The 22,659-nt window shown below is 65.6% G+C and carries 23 protein-coding genes; 10 read left to right on the top strand and 13 right to left on the bottom strand.

What is annotated here, in order from left to right; genetic code table 11:
* Positions 1–15 precede the first annotated feature (15 nt).
* Positions 16–261, top strand: coding sequence for a NifU family protein (locus AAGD32_11450; GenBank protein ID MEM8874858.1), 246 nt, complete (start codon positions 16–18; stop codon positions 259–261).
* Positions 258–722 (top strand): tRNA adenosine(34) deaminase TadA, encoded by a 465-nt coding sequence (tadA, locus tag AAGD32_11455; protein ID MEM8874859.1) that lies wholly within the window; start codon positions 258–260, stop codon positions 720–722. Before AAGD32_11450 ends, tadA begins: the two co-directional genes overlap by 4 nt.
* A 3-nt stretch (positions 723–725) precedes the next feature.
* Here tadA and AAGD32_11460 read toward each other — a convergent pair whose 3' ends face one another.
* Positions 726–1,664 (bottom strand): NADPH:quinone reductase, encoded by a 939-nt coding sequence (locus tag AAGD32_11460; GenBank protein ID MEM8874860.1) that lies wholly within the window; start codon positions 1,662–1,664, stop codon positions 726–728.
* Positions 1,665–1,734: 70 nt separating this feature from the next.
* Here AAGD32_11460 and AAGD32_11465 point away from each other — a divergent pair, with 70 nt between their 5' ends.
* Positions 1,735–2,736 carry an NAD(P)-dependent alcohol dehydrogenase gene (locus AAGD32_11465; protein ID MEM8874861.1) on the top strand — a complete coding sequence of 334 codons (1,002 nt, stop codon included), beginning with the start codon at positions 1,735–1,737 and terminating at the stop codon, positions 2,734–2,736.
* On the opposite strand, the gene AAGD32_11470 is transcribed toward AAGD32_11465, so the two are convergent.
* Genes AAGD32_11470 through AAGD32_11490 form a run of 5 tightly spaced genes read right to left on the bottom strand, consistent with a single transcriptional unit; the run spans position 2,733 to position 6,795 of the window.
* Complete coding sequence (locus AAGD32_11470; GenBank protein MEM8874862.1) at positions 2,733–4,352, bottom strand: family 10 glycosylhydrolase; 1,620 nt, start codon at positions 4,350–4,352, stop codon at positions 2,733–2,735. The genes AAGD32_11465 and AAGD32_11470 overlap by 4 nt on opposite strands.
* A 47-nt stretch (positions 4,353–4,399) precedes the next feature.
* The gene (locus AAGD32_11475; protein MEM8874863.1) at positions 4,400–4,744 is read right to left on the bottom strand and encodes a nucleotide pyrophosphohydrolase; all 345 of its coding nucleotides are present in this window, start codon (positions 4,742–4,744) and stop codon (positions 4,400–4,402) included.
* Positions 4,741–5,463 (bottom strand): lysophospholipid acyltransferase family protein, encoded by a 723-nt coding sequence (locus tag AAGD32_11480; protein MEM8874864.1) that lies wholly within the window; start codon positions 5,461–5,463, stop codon positions 4,741–4,743. Before AAGD32_11480 ends, AAGD32_11475 begins: the two co-directional genes overlap by 4 nt.
* The gene (cmk, locus tag AAGD32_11485) at positions 5,460–6,125 is read right to left on the bottom strand and encodes a (d)CMP kinase (protein ID MEM8874865.1); all 666 of its coding nucleotides are present in this window, start codon (positions 6,123–6,125) and stop codon (positions 5,460–5,462) included. Before cmk ends, AAGD32_11480 begins: the two co-directional genes overlap by 4 nt.
* Positions 6,126–6,132: 7 nt before the next feature.
* Positions 6,133–6,795, bottom strand: coding sequence for a ThuA domain-containing protein (locus tag AAGD32_11490; GenBank protein MEM8874866.1), 663 nt, complete (start codon positions 6,793–6,795; stop codon positions 6,133–6,135).
* A gap of 34 nt (positions 6,796–6,829) precedes the next feature.
* Here AAGD32_11490 and AAGD32_11495 point away from each other — a divergent pair, with 34 nt between their 5' ends.
* On the top strand, positions 6,830–7,351 hold the full coding sequence (locus AAGD32_11495) for a hypothetical protein (GenBank protein ID MEM8874867.1): 522 nt from the start codon (positions 6,830–6,832) through the stop codon (positions 7,349–7,351).
* Between the two features lie 16 nt (positions 7,352–7,367).
* Here AAGD32_11495 and AAGD32_11500 read toward each other — a convergent pair whose 3' ends face one another.
* From AAGD32_11500 to AAGD32_11530, 7 genes are all read right to left on the bottom strand, one after another.
* Entirely contained in the window at positions 7,368–8,705 is a 1,338-nt protein-coding gene (locus AAGD32_11500; protein MEM8874868.1) for a hypothetical protein, read from the bottom strand.
* Between the two features lie 126 nt (positions 8,706–8,831).
* Positions 8,832–10,226: an O-antigen ligase family protein gene (locus AAGD32_11505; GenBank protein ID MEM8874869.1), complete on the bottom strand. Its 1,395-nt coding sequence runs from the start codon at positions 10,224–10,226 to the stop codon at positions 8,832–8,834.
* Complete coding sequence (locus AAGD32_11510; GenBank protein MEM8874870.1) at positions 10,223–11,395, bottom strand: glycosyltransferase; 1,173 nt, start codon at positions 11,393–11,395, stop codon at positions 10,223–10,225. The genes AAGD32_11505 and AAGD32_11510 overlap by 4 nt, the downstream gene beginning before the upstream one ends.
* Before the next feature lie 2 nt (positions 11,396–11,397).
* Positions 11,398–12,783, bottom strand: coding sequence for a polysaccharide biosynthesis C-terminal domain-containing protein (locus AAGD32_11515; GenBank protein ID MEM8874871.1), 1,386 nt, complete (start codon positions 12,781–12,783; stop codon positions 11,398–11,400).
* A gap of 67 nt (positions 12,784–12,850) precedes the next feature.
* Positions 12,851–13,750, bottom strand: a complete 900-nt coding sequence (locus tag AAGD32_11520; GenBank protein ID MEM8874872.1) for a WecB/TagA/CpsF family glycosyltransferase — start codon at positions 13,748–13,750, stop codon at positions 12,851–12,853.
* Between the two features lie 28 nt (positions 13,751–13,778).
* The gene (locus AAGD32_11525; GenBank protein ID MEM8874873.1) at positions 13,779–14,894 is read right to left on the bottom strand and encodes a sugar transferase; all 1,116 of its coding nucleotides are present in this window, start codon (positions 14,892–14,894) and stop codon (positions 13,779–13,781) included.
* 179 nt (positions 14,895–15,073) lie between these two features.
* The gene (locus tag AAGD32_11530; GenBank protein ID MEM8874874.1) at positions 15,074–17,107 is read right to left on the bottom strand and encodes an AAA family ATPase; all 2,034 of its coding nucleotides are present in this window, start codon (positions 17,105–17,107) and stop codon (positions 15,074–15,076) included.
* 567 nt (positions 17,108–17,674) lie between these two features.
* Between AAGD32_11530 and AAGD32_11535 the strand changes: the two genes are divergently transcribed.
* The 6 genes from AAGD32_11535 to AAGD32_11560 are packed head-to-tail and all read left to right on the top strand — an operon-like array spanning position 17,675 to position 22,586.
* The gene (locus AAGD32_11535; GenBank protein ID MEM8874875.1) at positions 17,675–17,983 is read left to right on the top strand and encodes an EsaB/YukD family protein; all 309 of its coding nucleotides are present in this window, start codon (positions 17,675–17,677) and stop codon (positions 17,981–17,983) included.
* Entirely contained in the window at positions 17,976–19,157 is a 1,182-nt protein-coding gene (locus AAGD32_11540; GenBank protein ID MEM8874876.1) for a ThiF family adenylyltransferase, read from the top strand. Before AAGD32_11535 ends, AAGD32_11540 begins: the two co-directional genes overlap by 8 nt.
* Entirely contained in the window at positions 19,154–19,957 is an 804-nt protein-coding gene (locus AAGD32_11545) for a Mov34/MPN/PAD-1 family protein (GenBank protein ID MEM8874877.1), read from the top strand. Before AAGD32_11540 ends, AAGD32_11545 begins: the two co-directional genes overlap by 4 nt.
* A gap of 32 nt (positions 19,958–19,989) precedes the next feature.
* Positions 19,990–21,228, top strand: a complete 1,239-nt coding sequence (locus AAGD32_11550) for an FHA domain-containing protein (protein ID MEM8874878.1) — start codon at positions 19,990–19,992, stop codon at positions 21,226–21,228.
* Between the two features lie 21 nt (positions 21,229–21,249).
* Positions 21,250–21,972 carry an FHA domain-containing protein gene (locus AAGD32_11555; protein ID MEM8874879.1) on the top strand — a complete coding sequence of 241 codons (723 nt, stop codon included), beginning with the start codon at positions 21,250–21,252 and terminating at the stop codon, positions 21,970–21,972.
* Between the two features lie 17 nt (positions 21,973–21,989).
* Positions 21,990–22,586: a ubiquitin-conjugating enzyme E2 gene (locus AAGD32_11560; GenBank protein ID MEM8874880.1), complete on the top strand. Its 597-nt coding sequence runs from the start codon at positions 21,990–21,992 to the stop codon at positions 22,584–22,586.
* Positions 22,587–22,659: the final 73 nt, after the last annotated feature.

Genomic DNA, 22,659 nt, shown 5'->3' on the forward strand with positions numbered 1-22,659 from the left:
GGCTATCATCACGCCATGCCCGTCGCCAAGCCAACCCTTACCGAACGCGTCGCCGAGGTGCTCGAACGCATCCGGCCCGCGGTGCAGGACGATGGCGGCGACGTCGAACTCGTGGACGTCACCAATGCCGGCACCGTGCGGGTGCGGTTCCATGGCGCGTGCATCGGCTGCCCGTCGGCCGGCCTGACGCTCCGGCACGGCATCGAGCGCGTGCTCAAGGACAAGCTCCCCGAGGTGAAAAAGGTGGAGCCCGTCGAGTGACCGACGAAGACGCGATGCGTCTCGCGCTCGCCGAAGCACGTTTCGCGGCAACGGCCGGCGAAGTCCCGGTCGGCTGCGTAATCCTCTCCCCCACGGGCGACGTGCTCGCCACCGGACAAAACCGACGCGAGCGTGACGAAGACCCGACGGCCCACGCCGAGGTCGTCGCACTCCGCGCGGCCGGCCGAACACTCGACACCTGGCGGTTGATCGGTTGCACACTCTTCGTCACGCTTGAGCCTTGTCCGATGTGCGCCGGCGCGATCGTCAACGCCCGGATCGAGCGGCTTGTCTTCGGCGCGAGCGATCCGAAGGCCGGCGCGGCCGGGACGTTGCTTCAACTCTGTGACGACCCGAGGCTCAACCACCGCGTCGCGATCGAAAGCGGACTGCTCGCCGACGAGTGTGCCGAGCAGCTGCGGGCATTCTTCAAGCAGCAGCGTGCGCTTGGTAAGAAGTGATCCTCACATCGTCAGCACGACCTTGCCGATCTTGCCGTCGGTCATCACCGCCTCGTGTGCCGCCGGCGCGTCGGCGAGTTTGAACCGCTGGCCGACCACGGGGTTGAGGTCGCCGTTGGCCAACCCGACGCTCAGCGCATCGAATGCCCGCGCGACCCCGACGTCGCCACCATCCCAATAGTTCATGCCGGTAACAACCGGGTGCTTCTGCAGGAAGACGCGTGGCGTGATCATGATGTCGCCGCGCGATCCGACGATGACGATCCGCCCGCCGGGTGCGACGTGATCCAGGTCGGTCTGCAGGTTCGCGTCGGCGAGGTTTTCGAGGATCAACGTCGGCGGCTCGGCGAGTTGGTCGAGCGCGCCGTGCGGGACCGCGCTGGCCGCACCGTTGTCGAGCAGTGCGGCACGGCCCGCGTCGGTGCCGCCGCTCGCGTCGACATGCACGCCGTGGCCCCGGCAGATTTGGATCGCCGCAAGCCCGACGCCACCGGTGCCGCCGTGAACGAAAACGCGATCGGTCGCCTTCATCCGGCCATGATCAAGCAACGCGCGGAAGGCGGTGACGTAGTTGACGTTGACCGCCGCTCCCTGCTCGAAACTGAGCCGATCGGGCAGTGCGTGAATCCCGTCGGCCGGGCACACCGCGAGTTCGGTGTAACAACCACTCAGGCTCTTGGCGACGACGACGCGGTCGTTGACCTGCCAGTTGTCGACGCCCTTGCCCACGGCTTCGATCACGCCTGCCGCGTCGAGGCCCGGCGTGTAAGGCAAGTCCGGCAGCGATCCGTACGCCCCGCTTCGGATGTAGGTGTCGACCGGGTTCACCCCCGCCGCCGCGATGGCAACGAGAACTTCACCAGGGCCGGGAATCGGATCGGCGACTTCCTCGACTTGCATCACTTCGGGCCCGCCGAACGCGTGGACGCGGATCGCTCGCATGCGAGACCATAGCGCCTCACGCGGGGTTTGAGCGCTCACCGTCGTCCGGTGGGCTTGTACGTTTTCATGAATGTTCCACGCATACGCCGCCGAGGAAGCCGAGGGTGATTTCAAGTCGTTCGAATACGACCCCGGCGAGTTGCAGCCGCGGCAAGTCGAGATCGACGTGTCGTCGTGCGGCATCTGCCACTCCGACCTGTCCATGCGCGACAACGACTGGCACATGACGCAGTACCCGTTCGTCGGTGGCCACGAGGTGGTCGGCAAGATCGCGGCGCTCGGCCATCAGGTGCCGGAGCTGGAAGTTGGCCAGACCGTGGGGCTCGGCTGGTACAGCAAGTCATGCACCCATTGCATGCAATGCCTCAGCGGCGCGAGCAATCGCTGCGTGAACAGCGAGCAAACGATCGTCGGCCGACACGGCGGCTTCGGCGACAAAGTTCGCTGTGACTGGACGTGGGCAACACCCATCCCGGACGGGCTCGACGCCGACAAGGCCGGCCCGCTCTTCTGCGGCGGCATCACGGCCTTCACGCCGTTCCTCCAGCACAACATCCGCCCGCTCGACCGTGTCGGCGTCATCGGCATCGGCGGACTCGGCCACCTCGCGGTCATGTTCGCCGACAAGTGGGGCTGCGAAGTCACCGCCTTCTCCACCACCGCCGACAAGGAGCAGGAAGCCCGCGACATGGGGGCCGACGATTTCGTGGTTAGCAGAGACGAGGATCAGATGAAGAAGCAGGCCGGCCGGTTCGACCTGATCATCAACACGACCAACGTCAAACTACCTTGGGGCCAATACGTCGAGGCACTCGCGCCCGGCGGTGTTCTGCATAGCATTGGGGTTGCGCCGGACTTCGGCTTGGAGAACACCTTTCCGCTGATCGCCGGACAAAAGTCGCTCTCGGGCAGCCCGCTGGGCACCATCGCCGACACCCGCAAGATGCTCGACTTCTGCAGCCGCCACGGCATCGAGCCGATCACCGAGACCTACGCGATGGCGGACATCAACGACGCGTTCGAAAAGCTCCACACCGGCTCGCCACGGTATCGGTTGGTGCTAAAGAACTAGTCCTGCTTAACCGGCCGCTCGTACATCGCTGGTTCGCTCTGATTGCCGAGGCGATCGACAGTGCTCACGGCAACATGGGTGATGTAAGCGTCGGCGGGTTCGCCCAGAGTGAGGCCGAGCTGATCGGCCGGCACGAACTCGATGTGCCAAGTACCGCCAAGCAGGTATTGCACGACGTGGAGCCTCGCGTCGTCGGCGTCACTCTTCCACTCGACGCGGACGTGGCGTTTGTGGGAAACGGCTTTCTTTTCCTCAAGCGGCTTGAACCACTCGCCCTCCGGTAGCACCGGTTTTGCGTTGCTGAGCGTGACTTCGATCGGCGCGAGGGTGACGTCGGTCGGGGCGACCGGCGGCTCGTCGTCGATCCACGTCATCGCCGGCACCAGCGCCGGCTTGGCGTACACCGTGTCACGTAGCGCGGTGCCGATGCCCTTGATGTCGGCCATGATCCACTTCATCGAGAAGTGCACGTTGCCGTGACCGACACCGGAGTAGCGGGTGATGTAAACCTGCCCGGCGATCTCGTCGATCGGCCAGTCTTTCTGATTCTCGCCAATGCGACCGGTGAAGAGGCCGGGCGCGAGTGTGCGGCTTTGCGTGTTTTCGTTGGCCCACCAATGAAACAGCGCGGGGAATGACTGCTGGGGTGCGGCGATGTTCCAGTACAACTGCGGCGTGTAATAGTCGACCCAGCCCTCGTTGAGCCAAAGCTTCGCGTCGGCGTAGAGCTTGTCGTACTGGTCAAAGCCGGCGACGCTCGGCGGGTTGCCCGGCCGCCAGATACCGAACGGACTGATGCCGACCTTGACGTGCGGCTTGATGCTTTTCGTTTGTCGGTAGATGCCTTCGACCAGATTGTTCACCGAGTCGCGGCGAAAGTCGTTAAGCTCAAGTTCGCCGCCGGCCTGTTTGTACTTCGCATAGCTCGCATCGTCGGGAAACGGGATGTTGCCGACGGGGTACGGGTAGAAGTAATCGTCCATGTGAACGCCGTCGATGTCGTAGCGTTCGACGAGGTCGGCGAAGACGGCGAGGGTCTGTGCGCGGGCGTCCTCGTTGGCAGGATCCATCCAGAGCTGGTTGCGCGTGTCATCGCCGTACTGCAGAACGGCGTCGGAGTTCTTGCGGGCAATCGAGTCCGGGCCGGGCTCGAACGGGGCGTTGTTCGGCTTCACGCGAAACGGGTTGAGCCAGACGTGCAACTCAAGACTCCGCGCGTGGGCAGCGTCGACCCAGAACTCGAGTGGGTCGTAGAACGGTTCGGGCGCCTTGCCCTGCTCGCCGGTGAGGTAGTAGCTCCACGGCTCGATCTCGCTCGGATACAACGCGTCGGCCGCGGGCCGAACCTGCAGGATGACTACGTTCATGCCGGTCTCGACGACGCGGTCGAGGATCGCAAGCGCCTCGGCCTGCTGGACATCACTGGGCAGGCCCGGCTTGCTCGGCCAGTCGATGTTCGCGACCGTCGCCACCCACACACCCCGCAACTCGCGCGGCACGTCCGGCAATGGCGGAACCTCTTGCTGCTCGGCCTGGCTGGTGTCACTCAATCCGTTGTCCTGGGCAAACGCGGTCGCGGTCAAGGCAAGACACAACAGTGCGAGGAGCTTCGGCATGGTTCTATAAGTTTGCCGAAAGCCTCGGCGTCACGCAACCGCGAACCTCACAGGTTCGTGTACTTAGTCGCCTTGCCGGTCGACTTCTCGACGGGGTACTTCGCAGCGTTCTTCTTCATCTTCGCCTCGAACGCGGCCGGCAGGTCGATCCCCTGATCCGCGGCGATCAACAGCACCCAACTCAGCACGTCGACCAACTCCTCGCCGAGCTTGTCCTTGTTTTCGTCGAGGAGCTTTTGCAGATCATCGCCGGTGTGCCATTGCATGTGCTCGGCGACTTCGGCGGCTTCGAGGACCAAGCCGATCGCTTGGCTCTTGGGATCGTGAAACTGCTCCCAGTTCCGCTCGCGGCGGAACTCGAGCCAGGCCTGTTGCATCTCGTCGAGGGTCATGCAACCGCCTCGGTCGGCGTAGGCTCGTCCGCCGGCGGAACGATCTTCACGTCGTCCGCATCGTCCCGGCCGAGACGTTGACGCAAGTCGGTGAGCATCGTCTTGAACGTCTCGTCGATCAACGCGGGGACGTCCTTGGTGTCGACGTCGTCGAGTTTCAGCGGCGGGCCATAGAGCACGCCCACCTTGCCGAAGCGCGGGAACTTCGCAGTGCGTGGGTAGGCCTCGAACGCGCCCTCGATGACCAACGGGATGACGGTGCACTTGGCCTTGCGCATGACGAGCGCGCTGCCGCGCTTGGCCGGGAGCAGGTCGCCGTGCGGGGTGCGCTCGCCCTCGGGGAAGATGTTGAGCGCCCAGCCGGCACGGATGAGCTCGATGGTCTGCTTCATCGCACCGATGTCGGATTTGCCTTCCTGAAGCGGGAAAGCGCAGAGCTGACGAATGTGCCACGCGAAGATCGGGTTCTTGAACAGCCCGGACCGTGCCAGAAACGCAACCGGCCGCTTGAGTGCGACGGCGACCAGGATCGGGTCGGCGAACGACTGATGGTTGGACACGAACAGAACGCCGCCCGAGTCGGGCACATGGTGCTTCTCGTACACACGCAGCCCGAAGAGCACCTTGCAGAGAATCTTGCTCCCCACCTGCCAGACACGCCAGTAAAGGCCGCGGCGGGTGGGATCACGCAACTGCTTGTTCTCGTTGGGTTCGGTCATGCGAGAGCCTGTTGTACGGCACCGACGATGCGCCGGACCACGTCGTCTTCGGTCAGCTCGGTGGTGTCGATCACGATCGCGTCATCGGCGGCCTTGAGGGGTGCGACCTTACGCGTCGAATCCCGGCGGTCACGCTCGATCATCTCACGGCGAATGCAATCGACATCGACCTTCTCGCCCCGCCGACGCAACTGATCGGCACGCCGACGGGCACGCTCCTCGGGATCGGCGGTGAGGAAGAACTTGTACTCGGCGTCCGGGAACACGACCGTGCCCTGGTCGCGACCCTCGGTCACGAGGTTTGGCGCGTTGGCACCGATCTTCTGTTGTTGCTCGACGAGGATCTCTCGGATCTCCGGCACGGCGGCGACGTGGCTCGCGGCGGCGGTCGGGGCGGCGTCGCGCAGCTTACCCCCCACCGGCTCGCCGTTGAGCACCAACTCCGGCGGCGTCTTTTCCCAGTCGAACTCGATGCGGCACTTGCCCGCGATCCATGCCAACTCACGCGCGTCGGCCATGTCCGCGTCCCGACGCAGGGCGGCCAGTCCGACGGCCCGGTACATCGCGCCGGTGTCGAGAAAGTCGAAGCCGAGCTGCTCCGCCACGCGTTTCGCAACGGTGCTTTTGCCAGTTCCCGCGGGGCCGTCGAGCGTGACGATCATCGGTGCTTTACTTCGCCGCCCACTTGAAGCCGCGGCGCATCAGTTCGAGTGCTTCGGGGACGTCGAAGACGTTGGCGACATGGCCGAGCGCGTTGTAGAAGACCCGCCCGTTGCCGTACATCTTCGTCCAGACCTGCGGCATCTCGAAGGTGCCGTTGGGAACGTGCGGGCCATCGACGCCGGGCGTCGGGAACGTCGTCGTCGCGAGCACCTGTACGGCCGGGTCGACATGCATGTAGTACTGCTCGGACTTCACGTCGAAGTCGCTCATGCCGGCGGTGATGTCGTGGGCGACGGGGCCGATGTTGATCTTGTACTCGACGCCGTCGTTGCCGGGGTGGGCGACCCACTGGCCGCCGGTCATGAACTGCCACCGCTCGGCCTGACGGAAGGAATCGCACATGCCGCCGTGACAGCCGGCGAGACCGACGCCGTGGTTCTCCACCGCGTCACACACCGCGTCGAGTTGCTCGTTGCTGATCTCGCCCATCGTCCACACCGGCACGATCAGCGACAGCTTGGTCAGGTCGTGTTCGGTGAAAGCGTCGAGCGTGTCGGAGACCGTCACGTCGAAGCCCTGTTCATCGAGAACCTTGCGGAAAATCTCGGCGACCTGTTCCGGCTCATGGCCGTCCCAACCGCCCCAAACGATCAATGCGCTCTTGCTCACGGCGAACACGATAGCGGGGTCGCTACCGTCTCGCATGGATGTCCCGAGTTCGCCGCAACCGCGCCACCCGTTGCCCGTGGTGCATCCTTGCCCGCCGGGCATGGTCGCCCACGCCTACGAGCGCTCCGACACCATCCCGCACCCGGCGACCGCCGTCTGGGATTGGCTCAACGATCCGCGGACATTCACCGACAACCAGCTTTGGCCGTTCCGCGTGGAGTTCATCGACGGCGGCCTTGAACCCGGCGTGCTCAACACGCACCACGGCCCGCTCATGAGTTTCACCGGCGTCATTGGCGAGGTCCGGCCACCCACCGACGACGCGGCCGGCTACCGCGACCTGCAATACCTCTACGGCAGCTACGCCCTCTCGCTACGCGTCATCCGCCCCACCCGATTGCAGTTCTGGGTCGAACCGGACGGCGAGTCCACGACGCTCCGAACGCGCCTGGACTGCTGGATCAAGCCGAGCTGGGCCGGCCGCTGGACGTGGCTGCAGACGCGGTTTTGGAATCGGTTCCCGAAGTGGGCGCGCAAGCAGGTGGGCAAGCGCTAGTTGGCCGCGACTTCATTCATCGCACCGCGGGCTTCTCGGGGCGGGTGATGCGCAGGCCGATGGTCTGCTCGGTCAGGCGATTGCTGGTTTGATCGGTCAGCGTCAATTTGAGCGTGTACGCACCCGGCGGCAGATCCTCGGGCAGACGCAGCACCTTGCTGATGTGGAAGTCGCGCCGTTTGTTGTGGCTGCGGTCGATGACCTCGTTCTCCGGGCCGGACCAGACTTGCAGGCCGGTGTTGCTGTAGAGCGTGCACTGTTCGGTGAGGCGGGTTTCCCACTTGGCGTTCTCGACGAGGGTGGAGGCGAAGCCGTCGACCTCGGCGTACAGCAACGCCTGGCCGGCCCAACCGCTGGGGATCTTCGCGGGGAACGCCGGCGGCATCGCTTCGTACAAGCCGAAGCCGGTGATGCTGTGACACAACACGACCTCGCCCAGCGAAAGCGTCCCGGCATCACGCAGCCGCTCGGCCATCTCGAGGATCGGGGCCACCCGGTCCTGCTGCATGAGCGTCCCGTCGGCGTTGAGCGTGATCCGCAGGTTGGTCAGCCCGTCGATCACGGCGGAGATCAGCTCGCGGTCGGCCACGGGGAGGTCGGCGATCTGCGTCGGGTCCGGGGCGGGCTCGTTGCGGAGCCAGTTGATCACCTGTCGCTCGAGGTGGGCCTGCACGTCGCGCGGGTCGGCTGCGATGCGGGCGTCGAGTTCTTCCTGTAGCTCGTCGACCGACGCCAAGGCCGGCACGTCTTCGAGCATGGGCGTGACACCGGCGAACCGGCCGCCGAGTTCCATGGTGACGTCGCTGGCGGCCGCCGCGGCGGGTTGGGCTTCGGGGACTTGGGCTTCGGCGGGTTGGGCCGGGTGAACCTTACCGGGCTCGGCAAACTCCGCGTCAGGCGGCGCAAGCTCGGCGACCGGCTCCGGCTCGCTCCACTGCACCTCTGACTCGACCGCGCCCGCGGCTTCGATGACCGGCACCTCGGCCACTTCCGCCTCCACCACTTCGGTCGGCTTCACCACCACCGGCTTCGGTGCCGGCTTGGAACCGTCCAGCGTCGGCGTGATCACCGGGGCCGGGTTCGCGTCGGCGGCTTCCACCCGTTCGGCGTACGCCGCGACACGGGCGGCAAGGATGTCCGCCTCGGTCAGCTTCAGTTCGTCGTCCCGCTCGCCGGCGGGAGCGGGCTCGGCAGGAGCCACCCGCGCGACCGACACGGGGTCCAGCGTCCGCGCCTGGGCGATCGGCTCGGGCTCGTTCAGGTATCTCGTCAATCCGCTCTGGCAACCGCTGCCCAGCAAAAGCGTCACGACAAGGCCGCCGGCGGCGACGATCGGTTGGTTCTTCTTCGACATGAGACTCGTCCGTGAGTGGTAAAGCGTCGGCCTCCTGCCGACCCGATGACTGTGCGCATTATCGGACCCCTCCGCAACCGAACTTCAACGAAATGCGACGGATTGTGCGGGCCGTGATGTGGCGGATTAAGTTTCTTGCCACAACGCCGTGATCTGATCGTCGAGCAGGTGCGGATGCGTGCGACTCAGATGGATCGCCGCGAGGCCGACACCGATGACGCACCAGTACCAAATTCCGCCCATCGGCCCTTCGAGAAACACGTCGAACGACGCGTTGAGCAGGAACACCACCCCGAGAATGCCGATCACGAGGATCACCCGCTCCCAGCCAATCAGCCGGGCTGCCCGGCACTGCAGGAAGCGAATCCCCAGCGTGACGATCCAAACCCCGTTGAGCGTCGCCCACAGCGCGATCCCCGGCACGCCGGACCGGGCGAGGATCGTGAGGTGCCCGTTGTGCGGCGAGCGCAGCGGATTGGCGTCGTCCTCGACCTGGAACCCGTCGGCGTCGGCAAGGTTCACGCCATACCCCTTGCCCGTCCAGAAGTAGTGCCCATGCACCGTGTAGTCGACGATGCTGCCCCACCACTGCGTGCGCCATGATTTGGTGCCGTGCATCTCTTCGTGGCTCTTGTCACCGAGCATGCTCTTGACGCTGATCACGATGTTTTCCGCCGAAAATTCGCGCTTTTCGCCGGGAGGAGCCCAGCGGAAGTCGGTGACCCACAGTGCAATGAAGCCGACGAGGAACGCACCGATGAGCGTCAGCCCGAGCTTGTGCCTGGGCCGGTGGAGGAACGTCGGAAACGCCCCGGTGAAGAACGCGAGCATCGCCGCCCGGCTCGATGTCATCAGCCCGCCGACCACCGGAATCGTCGCGAGCAGGAACCACATCGGCAGCGGTGCGACCAACACGACGTAAGCGAACACGCCGGCCAGATGCACGCCCATGTCGCCGCCCTTGGCGTAAATCAGTGGCACGTCAGCCCAGGGCAAACGCGGCCCGCCGCTACCGAGCGTGTCACTGAACACCAGCCTCGACGCGATCATCGCGAAAGGTGCGAAGATCAGAAACGCGATCGCGAAGACCCGGTACCACCGCACCACCCCGCGGAACCGCTCAGGCTTGTCGATCAGCACCGCGCAGATGAAAAACGCAAACGCGCCATAGCCCCAAAGAGCTCCGTCACGCAGGGCATGCACGCCATGGACGCCGAGGAACGGAAACGTCCGGCACGCCGACCACGCCATGAACGCCAGCACCGGCAGCGCGAGCCACGCCGTTAACTGGAGCGAAGACCGTCGCACGCCGAGCAATGCCAGCAGTCCCAAGCCGAAACACATCTCGCCGATGAAGATCGGCTTGGCCCCGAGGTATGCGAAGGACTTGTTGAACGTCGCATAACCGATGAGCGTCACGGCGAGCAGGCCGAGGAACGCGCGAATGAAGAGTTGGCCCAGGTCGAGACGCGGCTCGGTCGAAGCGGTGGCGAGGAAGTTGGGCGTGGCGAGCCGGCTCATGCGGTGGCTTGCCCCCTCTTTCGGCCATCGCCGCTGCCGCGCTGACGCCGAACGGACCGGCCGGTCAGCATGCCCGTGAACTTGCGGAACTTCATCCGCAGGCGATAGAGCATCCCGCGTTCGTGGCGCAAGGTCCAAACGAGTTTCACGAGCCAGAAGCACCAACTCACCACCACGCCGTAGCACGCGAGACGCTCCCGCAGCGGCAACCCGCTGCGTCGGACCTGCTGAAGGTAATCGAGCAACCCACGGACCTGCCCCGGCAGGGTCGCCTTCCCGAGCAGTCCGCGGCGGCGCTTGGCACTGTCGGGATTGACGTACGCGATGTAGTCGTCGTGATCCAGATTGTCGGATTGGGCCTGGTGATAACGCCGCAGGAACAAGGCCGGCTCGAGTTCGCGGATCGGGCTACGCATGGCGACCGAAGCGATCGTGACCGTGTTCGAGCCGTACGGGCGTTCGTACTTGCCATCGAGCGGCAGGGACCGCAGTGCATCAAGCCGGAACAGGCCGAACTGTTCGAACATCCAATGGCTTCGTGTGATCTCGCGGAACCGCACCGCGGAGGAGACCGAAAGCAGCCCCGGTCGTGGCGCGTCGTAGGCGTCGGCGTACCGGATCGTCGGTGCGTCGGGATCGTCCGGATTGTCGGGCACGATGTGCCGGGCACCTTCGGGAATGGCGACCACGCGCATCGGACGCCCCTCGTCGTCGATCACCCGAGTCCGCGTCTGCACGAGCATGACGTCCGGCTCACGCTCGAGCGCTTCGACGCAGACCTTGAGCCAGTCGGGCGCAAGAACGTCGTCGTAAGCGGCCCACTTGAAAAAATCACCGCGGGCAAGCTCCACGACCAGATTGAAGTTCTCGGCCGCGCCCAGGTTCCGTTCGTTGCGATGAAGGCGCACGCGAGGATCACGCCGGGCGTAATCGGCGATGATTTGCGGCGTCGAGTCGGTCGAAGCGTTGTCGCTGATGAGCAGTTCGAAGTTGGTGAAGCTCTGGGCGAGGATCGAGTCGATCGCCTCACGGACGTAGCGCTCGCCGTTGTAGACCGGCAGCGCGATCGTCACCAGCGGGTCGGCCGGCGACGGGCGGTTCCCCGGTTCGGTGCGATGGGCGTCTGATGTCGGCCCGTGTTCGAGTGCATTTTCTGCCAATAACGTCATGATCAGTCTCCCCTGGCTCCTTTTGCAGCATCGACCGAACCTACGGGGTGCTTGTGCAGTTGCCGGCGGGTGAGAAGGTCCATCACCACGCAGCCCAACGCGGTCGAAATGACCCACGCCCAGGCGATGCCCCATAAGCCGTACCAGTGTGCGAAAAGCAATCCGCCCGTGATGGTGAACGTACCACCGGCGGCCATGGCCAGAAAGATCTGGTCGGGCCGTTCACGTGCGGCAAGTACGCCGGCGCGGGTCGCGATGTAGCCGTAGCCCACGGGAACCAGGCCCAACAGCCAAACCATGCCGCTCGCGTCGGTGTAACGGCCGCCGTAGAGCCACGACACGAGCGTCTCGTGGGTCAGCCCCATCAACAGCATCCAGACCAGCGGTAAGCCGCAAAGCCCGAGCATGGCAAGCCGCATCATCCGACGCAGGTCCGCCGAGCTGGTCTGGCGGACGTACACGGGAACCAGCAAACTCATCACGGCGGTAATCAACTGGAGGAACGGCTGGAACAGGTTCTGAATCGCCCGCAGGGCGGCCGCGTCGGCGTAACCGGTCTCGGGTTCGAGGACGGGCAGCATCAGGTAGTAAATCTGCTCGGGCAGCAGGGTCAGCAGCCCACTGAGCAGCGCCCACCGGCCGAACCGCCAGTGGTCACCCGCCGCCTCGCCGACGATCGACAGGCTCGGTCGCGCGACCTTCTCACGCAGCGCCAACCAGCCGGCTGCGAGGATGCTCGACACCGCCATCACCGCGACCGCCGTCGGAATGCTCAACACGCCGAACCCGTGCGCGGCGAACATCCCGCCGACCATCAACACCATGTAGCCCGCGCCGGCCAGTGCGGCGTTGCGCGGCTGCAAATCGACGTAGCACGCCTTGCGCATCGCCCAAAGCAGCAAAATCAACGGCGCCGCGACCGCGAACGCCAATATCTCACCAGCCGCCTGACCCTCGCCAAGCAGGACGTAGGCACCGGCGATCCCCGCCAGCAGCACACCGCCGACGCAGGCGAGGGTGACGCTCATCGCCGCGAGCGCGCCCTTGTAAGGCCGCAATCGCTCACCGAACCGCCGCGGCCCGAACACCAGCATCGGCTCGAGTACGAACGAGTTGTGAAACGTCGCGATCAACAAAAACCAGCCGAACGCGACCACGAACGCCCCGTACTCCGCTTCGCTCGCCAGCCAGTTGGCCAGCAGCACCGAGAGCAGCCAGTTGCTCGCACTGAAAAACGCCTGATCGGTCAAAGCCCAAGAGCCACGACCCAACACCCGACGCAGCAACCCGCCGCGATCGTGCGCCTCCTCCGGCGTGTCGATCGACGCGGAAGGTTCCTCGGCACAAGTCTCGCTCAGAGGTTGAGTCACTGCTGTCGTCATACGCATGCCCGGCCGAGTGTCCAAACCCAAGCGCCCCAGTTTGTTCGATCCCCGCCCGATCGCGGGACGCGACTCAGTCCGCCCGACCCGGTCGGTTGGTGAACCACAGCCAGAGGAAACGCGAGTTCGTCACGGCATAACGCTTGAACAATCGGCGGGGTTCGGTGCAAAGCCGGTAGAACCACTCGAGGCCGCGCTTCTGCATCCAGGCCGGTGCCTGGGGCGTGTTGCCGGCAATGAAGTCGAACGCCGCGCCGACCGCCATCATCACCGGCTTCACGTCGTCGCGGTGGCGATCGCAGAACATCTCCTGCTTCGGGCAACCGAGGCCGATGAAGCAGATGCCCGCACCGCTGGCGTTGATCTCTCGAGCGACCTCGTTGTGCTCCTCGTCGGAAAGCTGTCGGAAAGGCGGTGACTGTCGGCCGGCGATCTTGAGTTTCGGAAAGCGCTTGGCCAACTCGCCGACGAGTTGGTCGAGCAGCTCGTCGCTCTTGCCGCCGTAAAGGTAGACCGAGACGCCTTCGCGTTCGGCGGCGGCCATCGTGCGGAGCGTCGTCTCCGGGCCGTAGCAGCGATCGGTCAGCCCGGCGTTGTGGTAACGATTGATCGCCCATCGGACCGGCTGGCCGTCGGGGCAGGTGATCGAAAAATGGCTCGCCGCCTTGGCGAAGGTGTCGTCCCGCGTTGCCAGCACCAGCCCGTGGGCCGAGAGGAACTGCACTGACCCCCGCACGCCCTGCTTGGCCAGGCTGATGACGCAGTCGACGACTTCGTCGTAGTGCGTGACACTCACCGGGATGCCGAACACGGGCTTACGCGGCGGCAGCGTCACGCCGCCCATGGCCGGGTCGATGCCCAGGTCGGCTTCCACGGCGGACAACGGCGGCAGCACCGGCGAAGAAATAGGCCGCTGCACGGCAGTCTCTGCCGAAGGGGCCGAGGCAACGGAGTCGAGTGTGGCGGTATCCATGAAACTGATGGCGTGTTGCGAGTGAGGGTTACTTGCTGCCGCGCCGCAGAAGGACGGCGGGGACGGTCGAAAGGATGATGCCGATGTCACGCAGCGGCGTGCGGTGCCGCAGGTAACGCAGGTCCATCCGCATCCATTCGTCGAACGAGACACGGCTACGACCCTCGACCTGCCAGATACACGTCAGGCCCGGCGCGACGTCGAGACGGGCGGCCTGCCAGCGAGAGCAGCCGGCCTGTTCGTCGACCGGCAACGGCCGCGGGCCCACGAGCGACATGTCGCCCTTGAGGATGTTGAACAGCTGCGGGAGTTCGTCGAGACTGGTCACGCGGAGGAACCGGCCGAACTTGGTGATCCGCGGGTCGTCGGTGAGCTTGAACGCCGGGCCGTCCTGCTCGCTGATCGCCCGCAGTGCGGCTTTCTGAGCCTCGGCGTCGACGACCATCGTGCGGAACTTGTAGATCATGAACGGCGCGCCGCCGAAGCCGCTGCGCTTTTGCATGAAGAAGATCGGGCCGGGGCTGGTGAACTTGATGCCCAGCGCGACCGCCGCCATCACCGGCCCGGCCACGAGCAACGCCCCGCCCGCGGCCGTGATGTCGATCGCGCGCTTCCAGATCGGCGTGCGGTGACGAAGGATCTTTTGAAGCCGGCCGTCGGTGTCGCAGTCGGCGTCGTCGCCGTAGCTCAGCACATGGCTCGACACGTCGATGCCGAACCGCCGAAGCGTCGCGCAGGCACGGTCGGCCAAGCTGCGTGCCCCCTCGTGGTCGGCGTCGTGGAGCAGCGCGACGGCGGTGCGGTCGTCGTGCCAGCCGACAATGTCACCACCCCGGGCCGCGCGGAGCAGCGTGCGGGCCATCCGCAACCGGGCGGCCTTCGCGAAGCGCTTGTTCGTGCTCGGCTCGATCCGCAGGTACAGCAGCGCGAAGCAACCGCCCAAACGATCGATCCGGGCCCGACGGCGATGTACCGCACGGCGAAAGCTGCCGGAGTCGAGCACCTCGTCAAGATGCAGGTTGATCTTGCGTTCGGGCAGTTCCGGCGCGGGCGCGAGTCGCAACATCTGCTGCGACTCCACCCGCGGAGCGGCTTCCTGGAGCGGCGGTGATGCGAGCGCCGCGGTTGAGTTGGCTGCTGGCACTTTCTCTCCCAAAAGCTCGGACCGGCCTCCACACGGCCGAGCGGTCATTCTCCCAATCCATCGATCACACGGGGCATGACTTCCGCATGGCCGAACGATGTGTTCCAACCCCGGATACGTCATCGGGGTGCCAGCCTTCGAGATCGATCAACCGATGCCTCCCAACATCGGCCGGCGACTCAGGCGCTGGCGGCCATCTTCGGGCCGTCCCCGGAGTACGCGATGCGTCCCGAGGTCGGCATGTTCATCAGCAGCAGGCCGCTCACGTTCGCGCCCATGTCCAGCAACCGGTCGCGGGCCTGCTCGGCCCGGCGGCGATCGCTGTTGCCGCCACGCATCACGAGCATCGTCGCGTCGGTCGCGCTGGCCGCGATCCGGGCCGCGTCGCCGTTGCTCTCGGCCGCGGCATCAATTAGGACCACGTCGTACTGCTCACGCATCTGGTTCAACGCCTCGTCCAACCGCTGGCCGCCGAGCAGAACCTCGGCCTCGTCGCCACGAATGTCGCCGGCGGTGAGCAGGCTCAGCCCGTCGACACCGCTTGGGCGGGCAAGGTCGGACACGTTGCCGTTGCCACGCAGCACGTCGGCGAGGCCGTCCTCGTTGGGCTTGTCGAAGACTTCGTGCATGTCGGGCTTTTCGAGATCGGCGTCGACCACGAGCACCCGCTTGCCGAGCGCGGCCAGCGACACGGCCAACGACCCCGTCGCAACGGTCCGGCCCTGACGCTGGGTCGGGCTGGTGACGAGGATGGTCTTGGCCCCCGCGAAATCGCCGGCCAAAAGCTCATCGGCCAACTCGACGGCCTCCGCCGCGAAGCCGAGCCCGGGCTCCTCGATCGGCGCCAACGCCAAACGGCGTCGGTTGGCCCCGTCCATCGCAGGCAGCGTGCCGATGACCGGGAGGGCCATCGTTTCGGACACGCTTTTCTCCCCTGCCGGAAGACGTGGGGCGTTCGATTCGGCGACGAGGGCCAACAGGATGCCCGCGATCAAACCGAACGCTCCGGCGGCGACCATCGTCGTCGCGAGCTGCGGCGTGACGTTGTCGTTGTCGGTGCTGGCTTCCTGGGCGACGGTGATCTGCAGGTCCTTGGTGTCCTGCGACAATGCGGCGGTCACGATCGACTTGTCGAGCTCGTCGATCTGATCTTCGAGCCGCGTCAGGTCGCCTTCGAGCAACGCGATCTCGTAAAGGTTGCCGGTTTGCTCGACACCCTGCTCGCGGAGGCCTTCGACCTCCTGCATGAGTTGTTCTTCGAGTTGACGGGAAGCGTCGAAGTTGCCGCGGGCGACGGCGACCTGGGTCGCGCGCAGCTTGGCGATGTCGGCGGCGACGCGGCGGACCTGCGGGTGGCTGGGCAGGTACGTCTGCCGGAGCGTCTGCAACCGCTGCTCGAGGCCGACGATCCGCTGGCGGATCAGTTCCTCGCTCTCCCCGCTGAGCATCATGGTCGAACCGTCCTCGGCGTTCATGCGATCCTGCGGATCCGTCTGCTCGTAGGCGGCGAGTGCCCGGTCGTAGTTGTTCTTGGCCTTCATCGTGGCCTGCTTGGCCTCGACGAGCTGGCCGCTGAGGGCCTGAAGCTCGATGAGCACCATGTTCCCGCCATCGCCCATCGGAACACCGCCCGAACTGTTCTTCAGCTCAAGAATGCGGTTGCGGGTGGTCGCGAGCTTGGCTTCCTTGTTGGCCCGTTGGGCTTCGAGGATGGTGATGACATCGCTGGCGTTGCCGCGGTCCTGCTCAACACGCAGATTCTTGTACGCGCTCATGACGGCATCAACGATCGAGCGGATTTCCGGCTGGCTCTCGCCGCGGAGTTCAACATTGATCAGGCCGCTGTCGCGATCGACCGATACGCCGAGCTGTTTCTTGAGCTGTTGGATGCGGGTGCTGTCCGTGCTGAACCACGGGCTGTCCATGACGAGCCCTCCCTCTTCGTTCTTGGCCTGAAGGGCACGGAAGAGCACTTCGTCGGTCGTGAGCAACCGGGCCTCCGCGTGACGGAACAGCAGGGCCGATTGGGCATCGACGCGATCGTTGTCACTCAACGCGACCGGTGCACCGGGCTCGACCCGCACCAGCCCGACCGCCGAGTACGTCCGCGGCCACACCGAGTAATACACCAACCCCAACAGTAACGCCCCGAGCAACATCGCGAGCACGACGGCCTTGCGCCGGGCGAGAACGCCGATGAGCGTGTCGTGCACGGCGGGCAAAGGTTGAACGGCGTGGGGCGATGCTTGAGACAAGGCGTGAGAATCGGTCATCGTGAGGGTCCTGGGCCGGCGTTGGGTCTTGTCGGTCGGGTGTACGGTCTTGCGGCGCGGCGGCGCCTTTATCCAACGTCGGTTATTTCGGTCCGACGGGTTACAACGCCCGCGCGGAACACACGATCCACGATCGCATCCCTTTCGGGACGCGTCTCCTTACGTCGGGGGTACCCGACGCACCTCCACAGAACAGATCACTGCCAAAAACACGGCCGAAGCCGGCAGAAACCTCCGCCCCCGCAATCAACCGCCCGTTACCCGGAGAACGCCGGTGGGCGAATGCTTCATAACATAGCCGATGACTCGTCAGTCGCGAGAAGATTCTCAACGGAAAACGACCCAAACCGGCCAATGCCTGGACAATCTGTAAGGATTATCGGGCCGGCTTGCAAGCATGTTTTCGGGTCCCGCAAGTCCTAGCCACGCATCGGGGCAACGTTTTCGCCCGGATCGTCCGATAGCGACAAAAGCACTCACCCGTCGTACCGCCCATTTTCAAGCCCCATGACCGAACCCAACCCCACCGCCGAACCGCAAGTCCTCGTCGAAATCTGGGACGCCACGGGTAACAAACGCCAGGAAGTACAGATGCCCACCGACGAGCCGCTCGAGCGAATCCTCGCGGTGCTCATCGACCGCATGAAGTTCCCCCGCACCGGCCCTGACGGGAACCTGCTCAGCTACAAGGTCCACCACCGCCGCACCGGCAAACAGCTCGCCGAGGACGCCACGCTGGCCGACGCCGGCGTGCAAGCCGGCGACGTGCTACGTCTCATGCCCGAGATCACCGCAGGAGCCGACGCCGATGGCTGAACCCCTGACCATTTCGACGCGGGATCACCGCTTCTCCCGCTTCGAGCTCATCGGCTGGTGGGATCAGCAGCGGCTCGCGTCGGCGAGGGTGATCGTCGTCGGGGCCGGGGCGTTGGGTAACGAATTGCTGAAGAACCTCGCCCTGCTCGGCGTCGGCCAGCGCGGTCACGGCCACGTCACTATCATCGACATGGACGACATCGAGCACAGCAACCTCTCGCGCAGCGTGCTGTACCGGGCCGAGGACGCGGGACGCAAGAAGGCCGAGGTCGCGGCCGAGCGGGCGGCGGAGATTTATCCGGACATGGACGCCCGCGCCGTCGTCGGGGACGTGAAGCTCGATCTCGGGCTCGGTGCTTTTCGTGAAGCCGACGTGGTTCTGGGCGGGCTCGACAACCGCGAAGCACGCCTTGCCATCAACCGCGCCTGCTACCGCGTCGGCACGCCGTGGGTCGACGGCGCGATCCAGGTCGTCGACGGCATCGCCCGCGTCTTCGTCCCACCCGGGGCGTGCTACGAGTGCACGATGAACAAGACCGACTGGCAGGTGCTTCAGCATCGCCGGTCGTGTGCCGGGCTGTCGCGCAAGGAAATGGAAGGCGGCAAAGTGCCCACCACCCCGACCGTCGGCAGCATCATCGCGGGCGTGCAAGTACAAGAAGCCGTCAAGCTCCTGCACGGCATCGACACCATCGCCGGCAAGGGCTGGAGCTTCAACGGTGCCGCCACCGACGCCTGGCAGACCGAGTACGACCGCAAGGAAGATTGCCTCAGCCACGACCCGCTGCTCGACGTCCGGCCCGTCGGCACCGATTCGACCTTCGGCGGCCTTCTCGAAGAAGCCACCCGGCTCGGCGCTCCAAACCTGGAACTGCCCAAGACGCTCTTGCGCGGGTTTCGGTCCGAAACCGGCGAGTTCGAGCCGGTCGACGATTTATTGGAACGCGTATCGGCCGAACGGCTTTCGGACCCGCGGACCGGCGCTGCGCGACATGTGGTTACATTGGACGCCGTTTCAACCGATACGACCGGCACAGGCCCGAACTTGCTTGGGTTGCGACCTGCCGACGTTGGCTTTCCGTCGCACGAGATTTTCACCGCACGCACCCCTGCGGGCGCGATCGGGCTTGAACTCTCCGACGACACCGTCGAGGACGAACTGGAACTGGAATGAGCTCTGACACCGAGCATGCCGCACCCGCCACCGACGCGCCCGAGGACGCGCTGCGGCAGGGTAACGCCAACGGCGAGCCGACCGCAGCTCAGACCGCCGCCCAGGCGGAGAACGTGCTCGACGCGGCGTCGGTCATCAGCACCAGCCTGCCCCGCCGGTTGATCAAACGGGCCGACGGCCAACGCAAGCACGGCTTCCAGGTCGTCATCCGGCGTGGTGCCCATGATGCGATGCTCAAGCACGCCAACAGCCGCACCGACGTCGAGGTCTGCGGCGTCCTTGCCGGCAACCTCTACCGCGACCACTTCGGCCCGTACCTGCTCATTTCCGCCGCCATCCCCGGTCATGCCGCCAGCCAACGCGGCGCGTCCGTCACGTTCACCGCCGAGACGTGGACGAGCGTGATGGAGAAGATGGAATCCGACCACGCCGACCGGAAGATGGCCGGCTGGTACCACACCCACCCGGACTTCGGCGTCTTCCTCTCCGACGCGGACGTGTTTATCCATCGCAACTTCTTCGACCTGCCATGGCAGCCGGCGATCGTCGTCGATCCGGTCCGACAGGAGATCGGCAACTTCGTCTGGCGCGGGGGCAACCCCGAACGCGAGCCGTGGATCATCGAGGAGGAGAACGCCACCACCAACTGGCGCAAGATCCAACAGAACGGCGGCACCTCCGGCCCGACCGGCAAACTCGGTGGCTTTTTTAGTGCCGTCGTCACGCCGGTCTTGTTCGTCCTGCTCGTGGTCGCCCTGATCGCCGGGCTGTGGTTGGCCCTGTATTTCCTCGAGTTCTAAGCTCGCGCTCTCATCTGTACCCGAGCCATCCCATGTCCGATCCGCTGATCATCACCCGCGACGAGCTACACAGCGACAACGTCGAAAAGACGCTCCGCGAGCACAAGCAAATCTCGCAGACCAAGTCGCACTACGAAAACGCCAAGGTCGTCTCGCGCGTCGCCAAGCAACAGCCGTCGCTTCTGCAACGGGCGGCGGTGTACCTCACGCTCTTCGGACTGCTCGGCGGACTGCTCGGCTGGGGCATCGGCCAGTTCCTGCACCTGCGCCCCGACGTCCAGGCCCGGGCCAACGCCGCACTCAACGAACGCGCCGCCATTCAATCGCAGATCAGCCAAGGCACGCTCGATCCCGAGGTCGCGGCCTTCCAGCTGTCCGACCTCGACCGCGTCTACGGCAACAACCCGTTCTATCAAGTCGAGACCGATCCGACGCTCGGAGCCGACGAGCGGACGGCCAAATCGCTGGCGCTGCTCGATCGCGAGCGGACCAAGGACCGCATCGCCGACGTGCTGCTCTTCGCGATCGCCGGTGCGTTTCTCGGTGCGGCGCTCAGTGCGGCCGAGCCGGCGGTCGGTCGGAACTGGACGGCCACCCTGCGGTTCGCGGCGGTGGGAGCGACGGTCGGCTTCGTCGGCGGAGCTGCCGCCGGGCTCATCGCGGTGCCGCTGCAAACCCTCATCACCGGTGGCGTCGACACCGTGCCGTCGGAGCGGCAACTGATTCTCGCCCGCGCCGCCGTCTGGGGCGTGCTCGGAATGTGCCTCGCGGCCGCGCCCGGCGTGGCCATGCGTTCGGGCAAGCGGGCCGGCATCGGACTCGTCGCAGGATTGGTCTGTGGGGCCATCGGCGGTGTGCTCTACGGGCCGATCCTTGAAACCCTCTCCTCCGAGCCGCTCTCACGCCTGGCCGCCCTGCTGCTCATCGGCGGCGGTGCGGGCCTTGCGTCGGCGTGGGTCGAGGACGCGATCAAGGACGGCTGGCTCCGCGTCACCGCCGGGCCCATCGCCGGAAAGCAGTTCGTGCTCTACCGCGACCCGACCTACGTCGGCGCGGCCCCGAACAGCCACATTTACCTGTTCAACGACAACAAGGTCGGCCGACGCCACGCCGCCGTCCACAAATCCGCCAACGGCTACGAAATCGAAAACCTGCCCCTCGGCGGCCCCACCACCGTCAACGGCCGGCCCGTCCAACGTGCCAAGCTCCTCCGCGGCGACGTCATCGGCGTCGGCTCGACCAACTTCGAGTTCGGCGAAAAGCCCAAGTGAGCCGATAACAAACCGGTGGTCATGCCCTGTCTCGTTCTCCAAGTCCGCGACCAACTTGAACGCTTCGAGTTGAGCGACGGCGACATCCTCGGTCGCGGCGACGACGCGCACGTCCGAATCGTTGACCCCACGATCAGCCGACACCACGCCCGCTTCGAACTGACCGACCCGGCACTGCCCAGCGTCGTCGACTTGAATAGCGCCAACGGCATCCGCGTCGATGGTGACCGGGTGTACCCGAAGGACGTGCTGCCCGACGGCGCGCAGGTGCGGTTCGGGGACGTGGCCGGTTGGTTTTTCCAGAAAGAGCCGCCGTTCAAACTCGACACCGGGCCGATGTGCGCGGTCTGTCAATGGAAGGTCGAGCCGCGTCAGGCGCTGCACCGCTGCAACGACTGCGGCGTGCTCTACCACCGCGATTGCTGGGTGCAAAACGGCGGTTGCGGCAGCTACGGATGCACGCAGGTCGGCGCGGCCGTCATCGAAGACTCCGGCGACCATGCCGGCGATGACAGCGGGCTCGAAGTCGCGGTCGCCAAGACGACCACCTCCGCCGACGCGGCCCTGCTCGCCTCCGCCGTCGCCGGCAGCGCTCTCGGCATCCTCGCGTTCGGCATCCCGGCGGCGATCGTGGCCGCCATCGCCGGCGTGAAGAAATCGATCCCCGCCGCAGCACTCGCCGGTGCCGGCGCGCTCGTCGGTGTGGGCGTGAGTTGGTGGTGGTGGCTCGCTTCGCCGATTTGACCCCGAACAATCGAACCATGATCTCCTTCCGCTGCGTCACCTGCGGCCACAAGTTCGATGTCCCCGACCGCCTCGCCGGCAAGAAGGCGCGTTGCAAGCACTGCAAAACGTCGCTGGTGATCCCGCAGCCGGTAAGCCTGAATCGTCAACTCTCACCACGGCAACGTCGGCTCCTCGCCGACGAAAAAACGCTACGCGAGACCTTCGCCGACGGACCGATCCGCATCGTCGAAGCGTCAGGTGAACCACCGGAGAAGTACGTACTGGATTACCTCGTCCGCTCGCTCCGCAAGGAAATCAAGCGTGAGCCCGAGCCGATCAAGGGCCATCGCGTGCAGGTCGTGTTGCCGCCGGACTACCCCCGGCTCGCGCCGACGGTCTCGATGCTCACGCCGGTGTTTCATCCCAACATCGACACGACGACCGTCTGCGTCGGCGACCACTGGGCTGCGGGCGAACGGCTCGTCGACCTGCTCATCCGCGTCGGCGAGATGCTCGCGTTCCAAGCGTACAACATTCGCAGCCCCCTCAACGGCGACGCCGCCATGTGGGCCGACCTCAACAGCGAACAGTTCCCGATCGACCCGATGGATTTGCGGGCGCTGGTGGATTGACGCGGTCGATCCATTTTGAGCGGCGACCAACGGGAGCTTCTGAAGAAGGCTCCCGTTGGTCGCCGCTCAAACG

Source organism: Planctomycetota bacterium (assembly GCA_039182125.1).
GTDB lineage: Bacteria > Planctomycetota > Phycisphaerae > Tepidisphaerales > Tepidisphaeraceae > JBCDCH01.

What these genes read in the sequence shown, in the direction of transcription:
- AAGD32_11450 (MEM8874858.1), top strand. Translation starts at nt 16, where the DNA reads ATGCCCGTCGCCAAGCCAACCCTTACCGAACGCGTCGCCGAGGTGCTC.
- AAGD32_11465 (MEM8874861.1), top strand. Translation starts at nt 1,735, where the DNA reads ATGTTCCACGCATACGCCGCCGAGGAAGCCGAGGGTGATTTCAAGTCG.
- AAGD32_11520 (MEM8874872.1), bottom strand. Translation starts at nt 13,750, where the DNA reads ATGGATACCGCCACACTCGACTCCGTTGCCTCGGCCCCTTCGGCAGAG.
- AAGD32_11515 (MEM8874871.1), bottom strand. Translation starts at nt 12,783, where the DNA reads ATGCGTATGACGACAGCAGTGACTCAACCTCTGAGCGAGACTTGTGCC.
- AAGD32_11535 (MEM8874875.1), top strand. Translation starts at nt 17,675, where the DNA reads ATGACCGAACCCAACCCCACCGCCGAACCGCAAGTCCTCGTCGAAATC.
- AAGD32_11545 (MEM8874877.1), top strand. Translation starts at nt 19,154, where the DNA reads ATGAGCTCTGACACCGAGCATGCCGCACCCGCCACCGACGCGCCCGAG.
- AAGD32_11550 (MEM8874878.1), top strand. Translation starts at nt 19,990, where the DNA reads ATGTCCGATCCGCTGATCATCACCCGCGACGAGCTACACAGCGACAAC.
- AAGD32_11480 (MEM8874864.1), bottom strand. Translation starts at nt 5,463, where the DNA reads ATGACCGAACCCAACGAGAACAAGCAGTTGCGTGATCCCACCCGCCGC.
- AAGD32_11475 (MEM8874863.1), bottom strand. Translation starts at nt 4,744, where the DNA reads ATGACCCTCGACGAGATGCAACAGGCCTGGCTCGAGTTCCGCCGCGAG.
- AAGD32_11505 (MEM8874869.1), bottom strand. Translation starts at nt 10,226, where the DNA reads ATGAGCCGGCTCGCCACGCCCAACTTCCTCGCCACCGCTTCGACCGAG.
- AAGD32_11460 (MEM8874860.1), bottom strand. Translation starts at nt 1,664, where the DNA reads ATGCGAGCGATCCGCGTCCACGCGTTCGGCGGGCCCGAAGTGATGCAA.
- AAGD32_11500 (MEM8874868.1), bottom strand. Translation starts at nt 8,705, where the DNA reads ATGTCGAAGAAGAACCAACCGATCGTCGCCGCCGGCGGCCTTGTCGTG.
- cmk (MEM8874865.1), bottom strand. Translation starts at nt 6,125, where the DNA reads ATGATCGTCACGCTCGACGGCCCCGCGGGAACTGGCAAAAGCACCGTT.
- AAGD32_11560 (MEM8874880.1), top strand. Translation starts at nt 21,990, where the DNA reads ATGATCTCCTTCCGCTGCGTCACCTGCGGCCACAAGTTCGATGTCCCC.
- AAGD32_11470 (MEM8874862.1), bottom strand. Translation starts at nt 4,352, where the DNA reads ATGCCGAAGCTCCTCGCACTGTTGTGTCTTGCCTTGACCGCGACCGCG.
- AAGD32_11510 (MEM8874870.1), bottom strand. Translation starts at nt 11,395, where the DNA reads ATGACGTTATTGGCAGAAAATGCACTCGAACACGGGCCGACATCAGAC.
- AAGD32_11540 (MEM8874876.1), top strand. Translation starts at nt 17,976, where the DNA reads ATGGCTGAACCCCTGACCATTTCGACGCGGGATCACCGCTTCTCCCGC.
- AAGD32_11495 (MEM8874867.1), top strand. Translation starts at nt 6,830, where the DNA reads ATGGATGTCCCGAGTTCGCCGCAACCGCGCCACCCGTTGCCCGTGGTG.
- AAGD32_11555 (MEM8874879.1), top strand. Translation starts at nt 21,250, where the DNA reads ATGCCCTGTCTCGTTCTCCAAGTCCGCGACCAACTTGAACGCTTCGAG.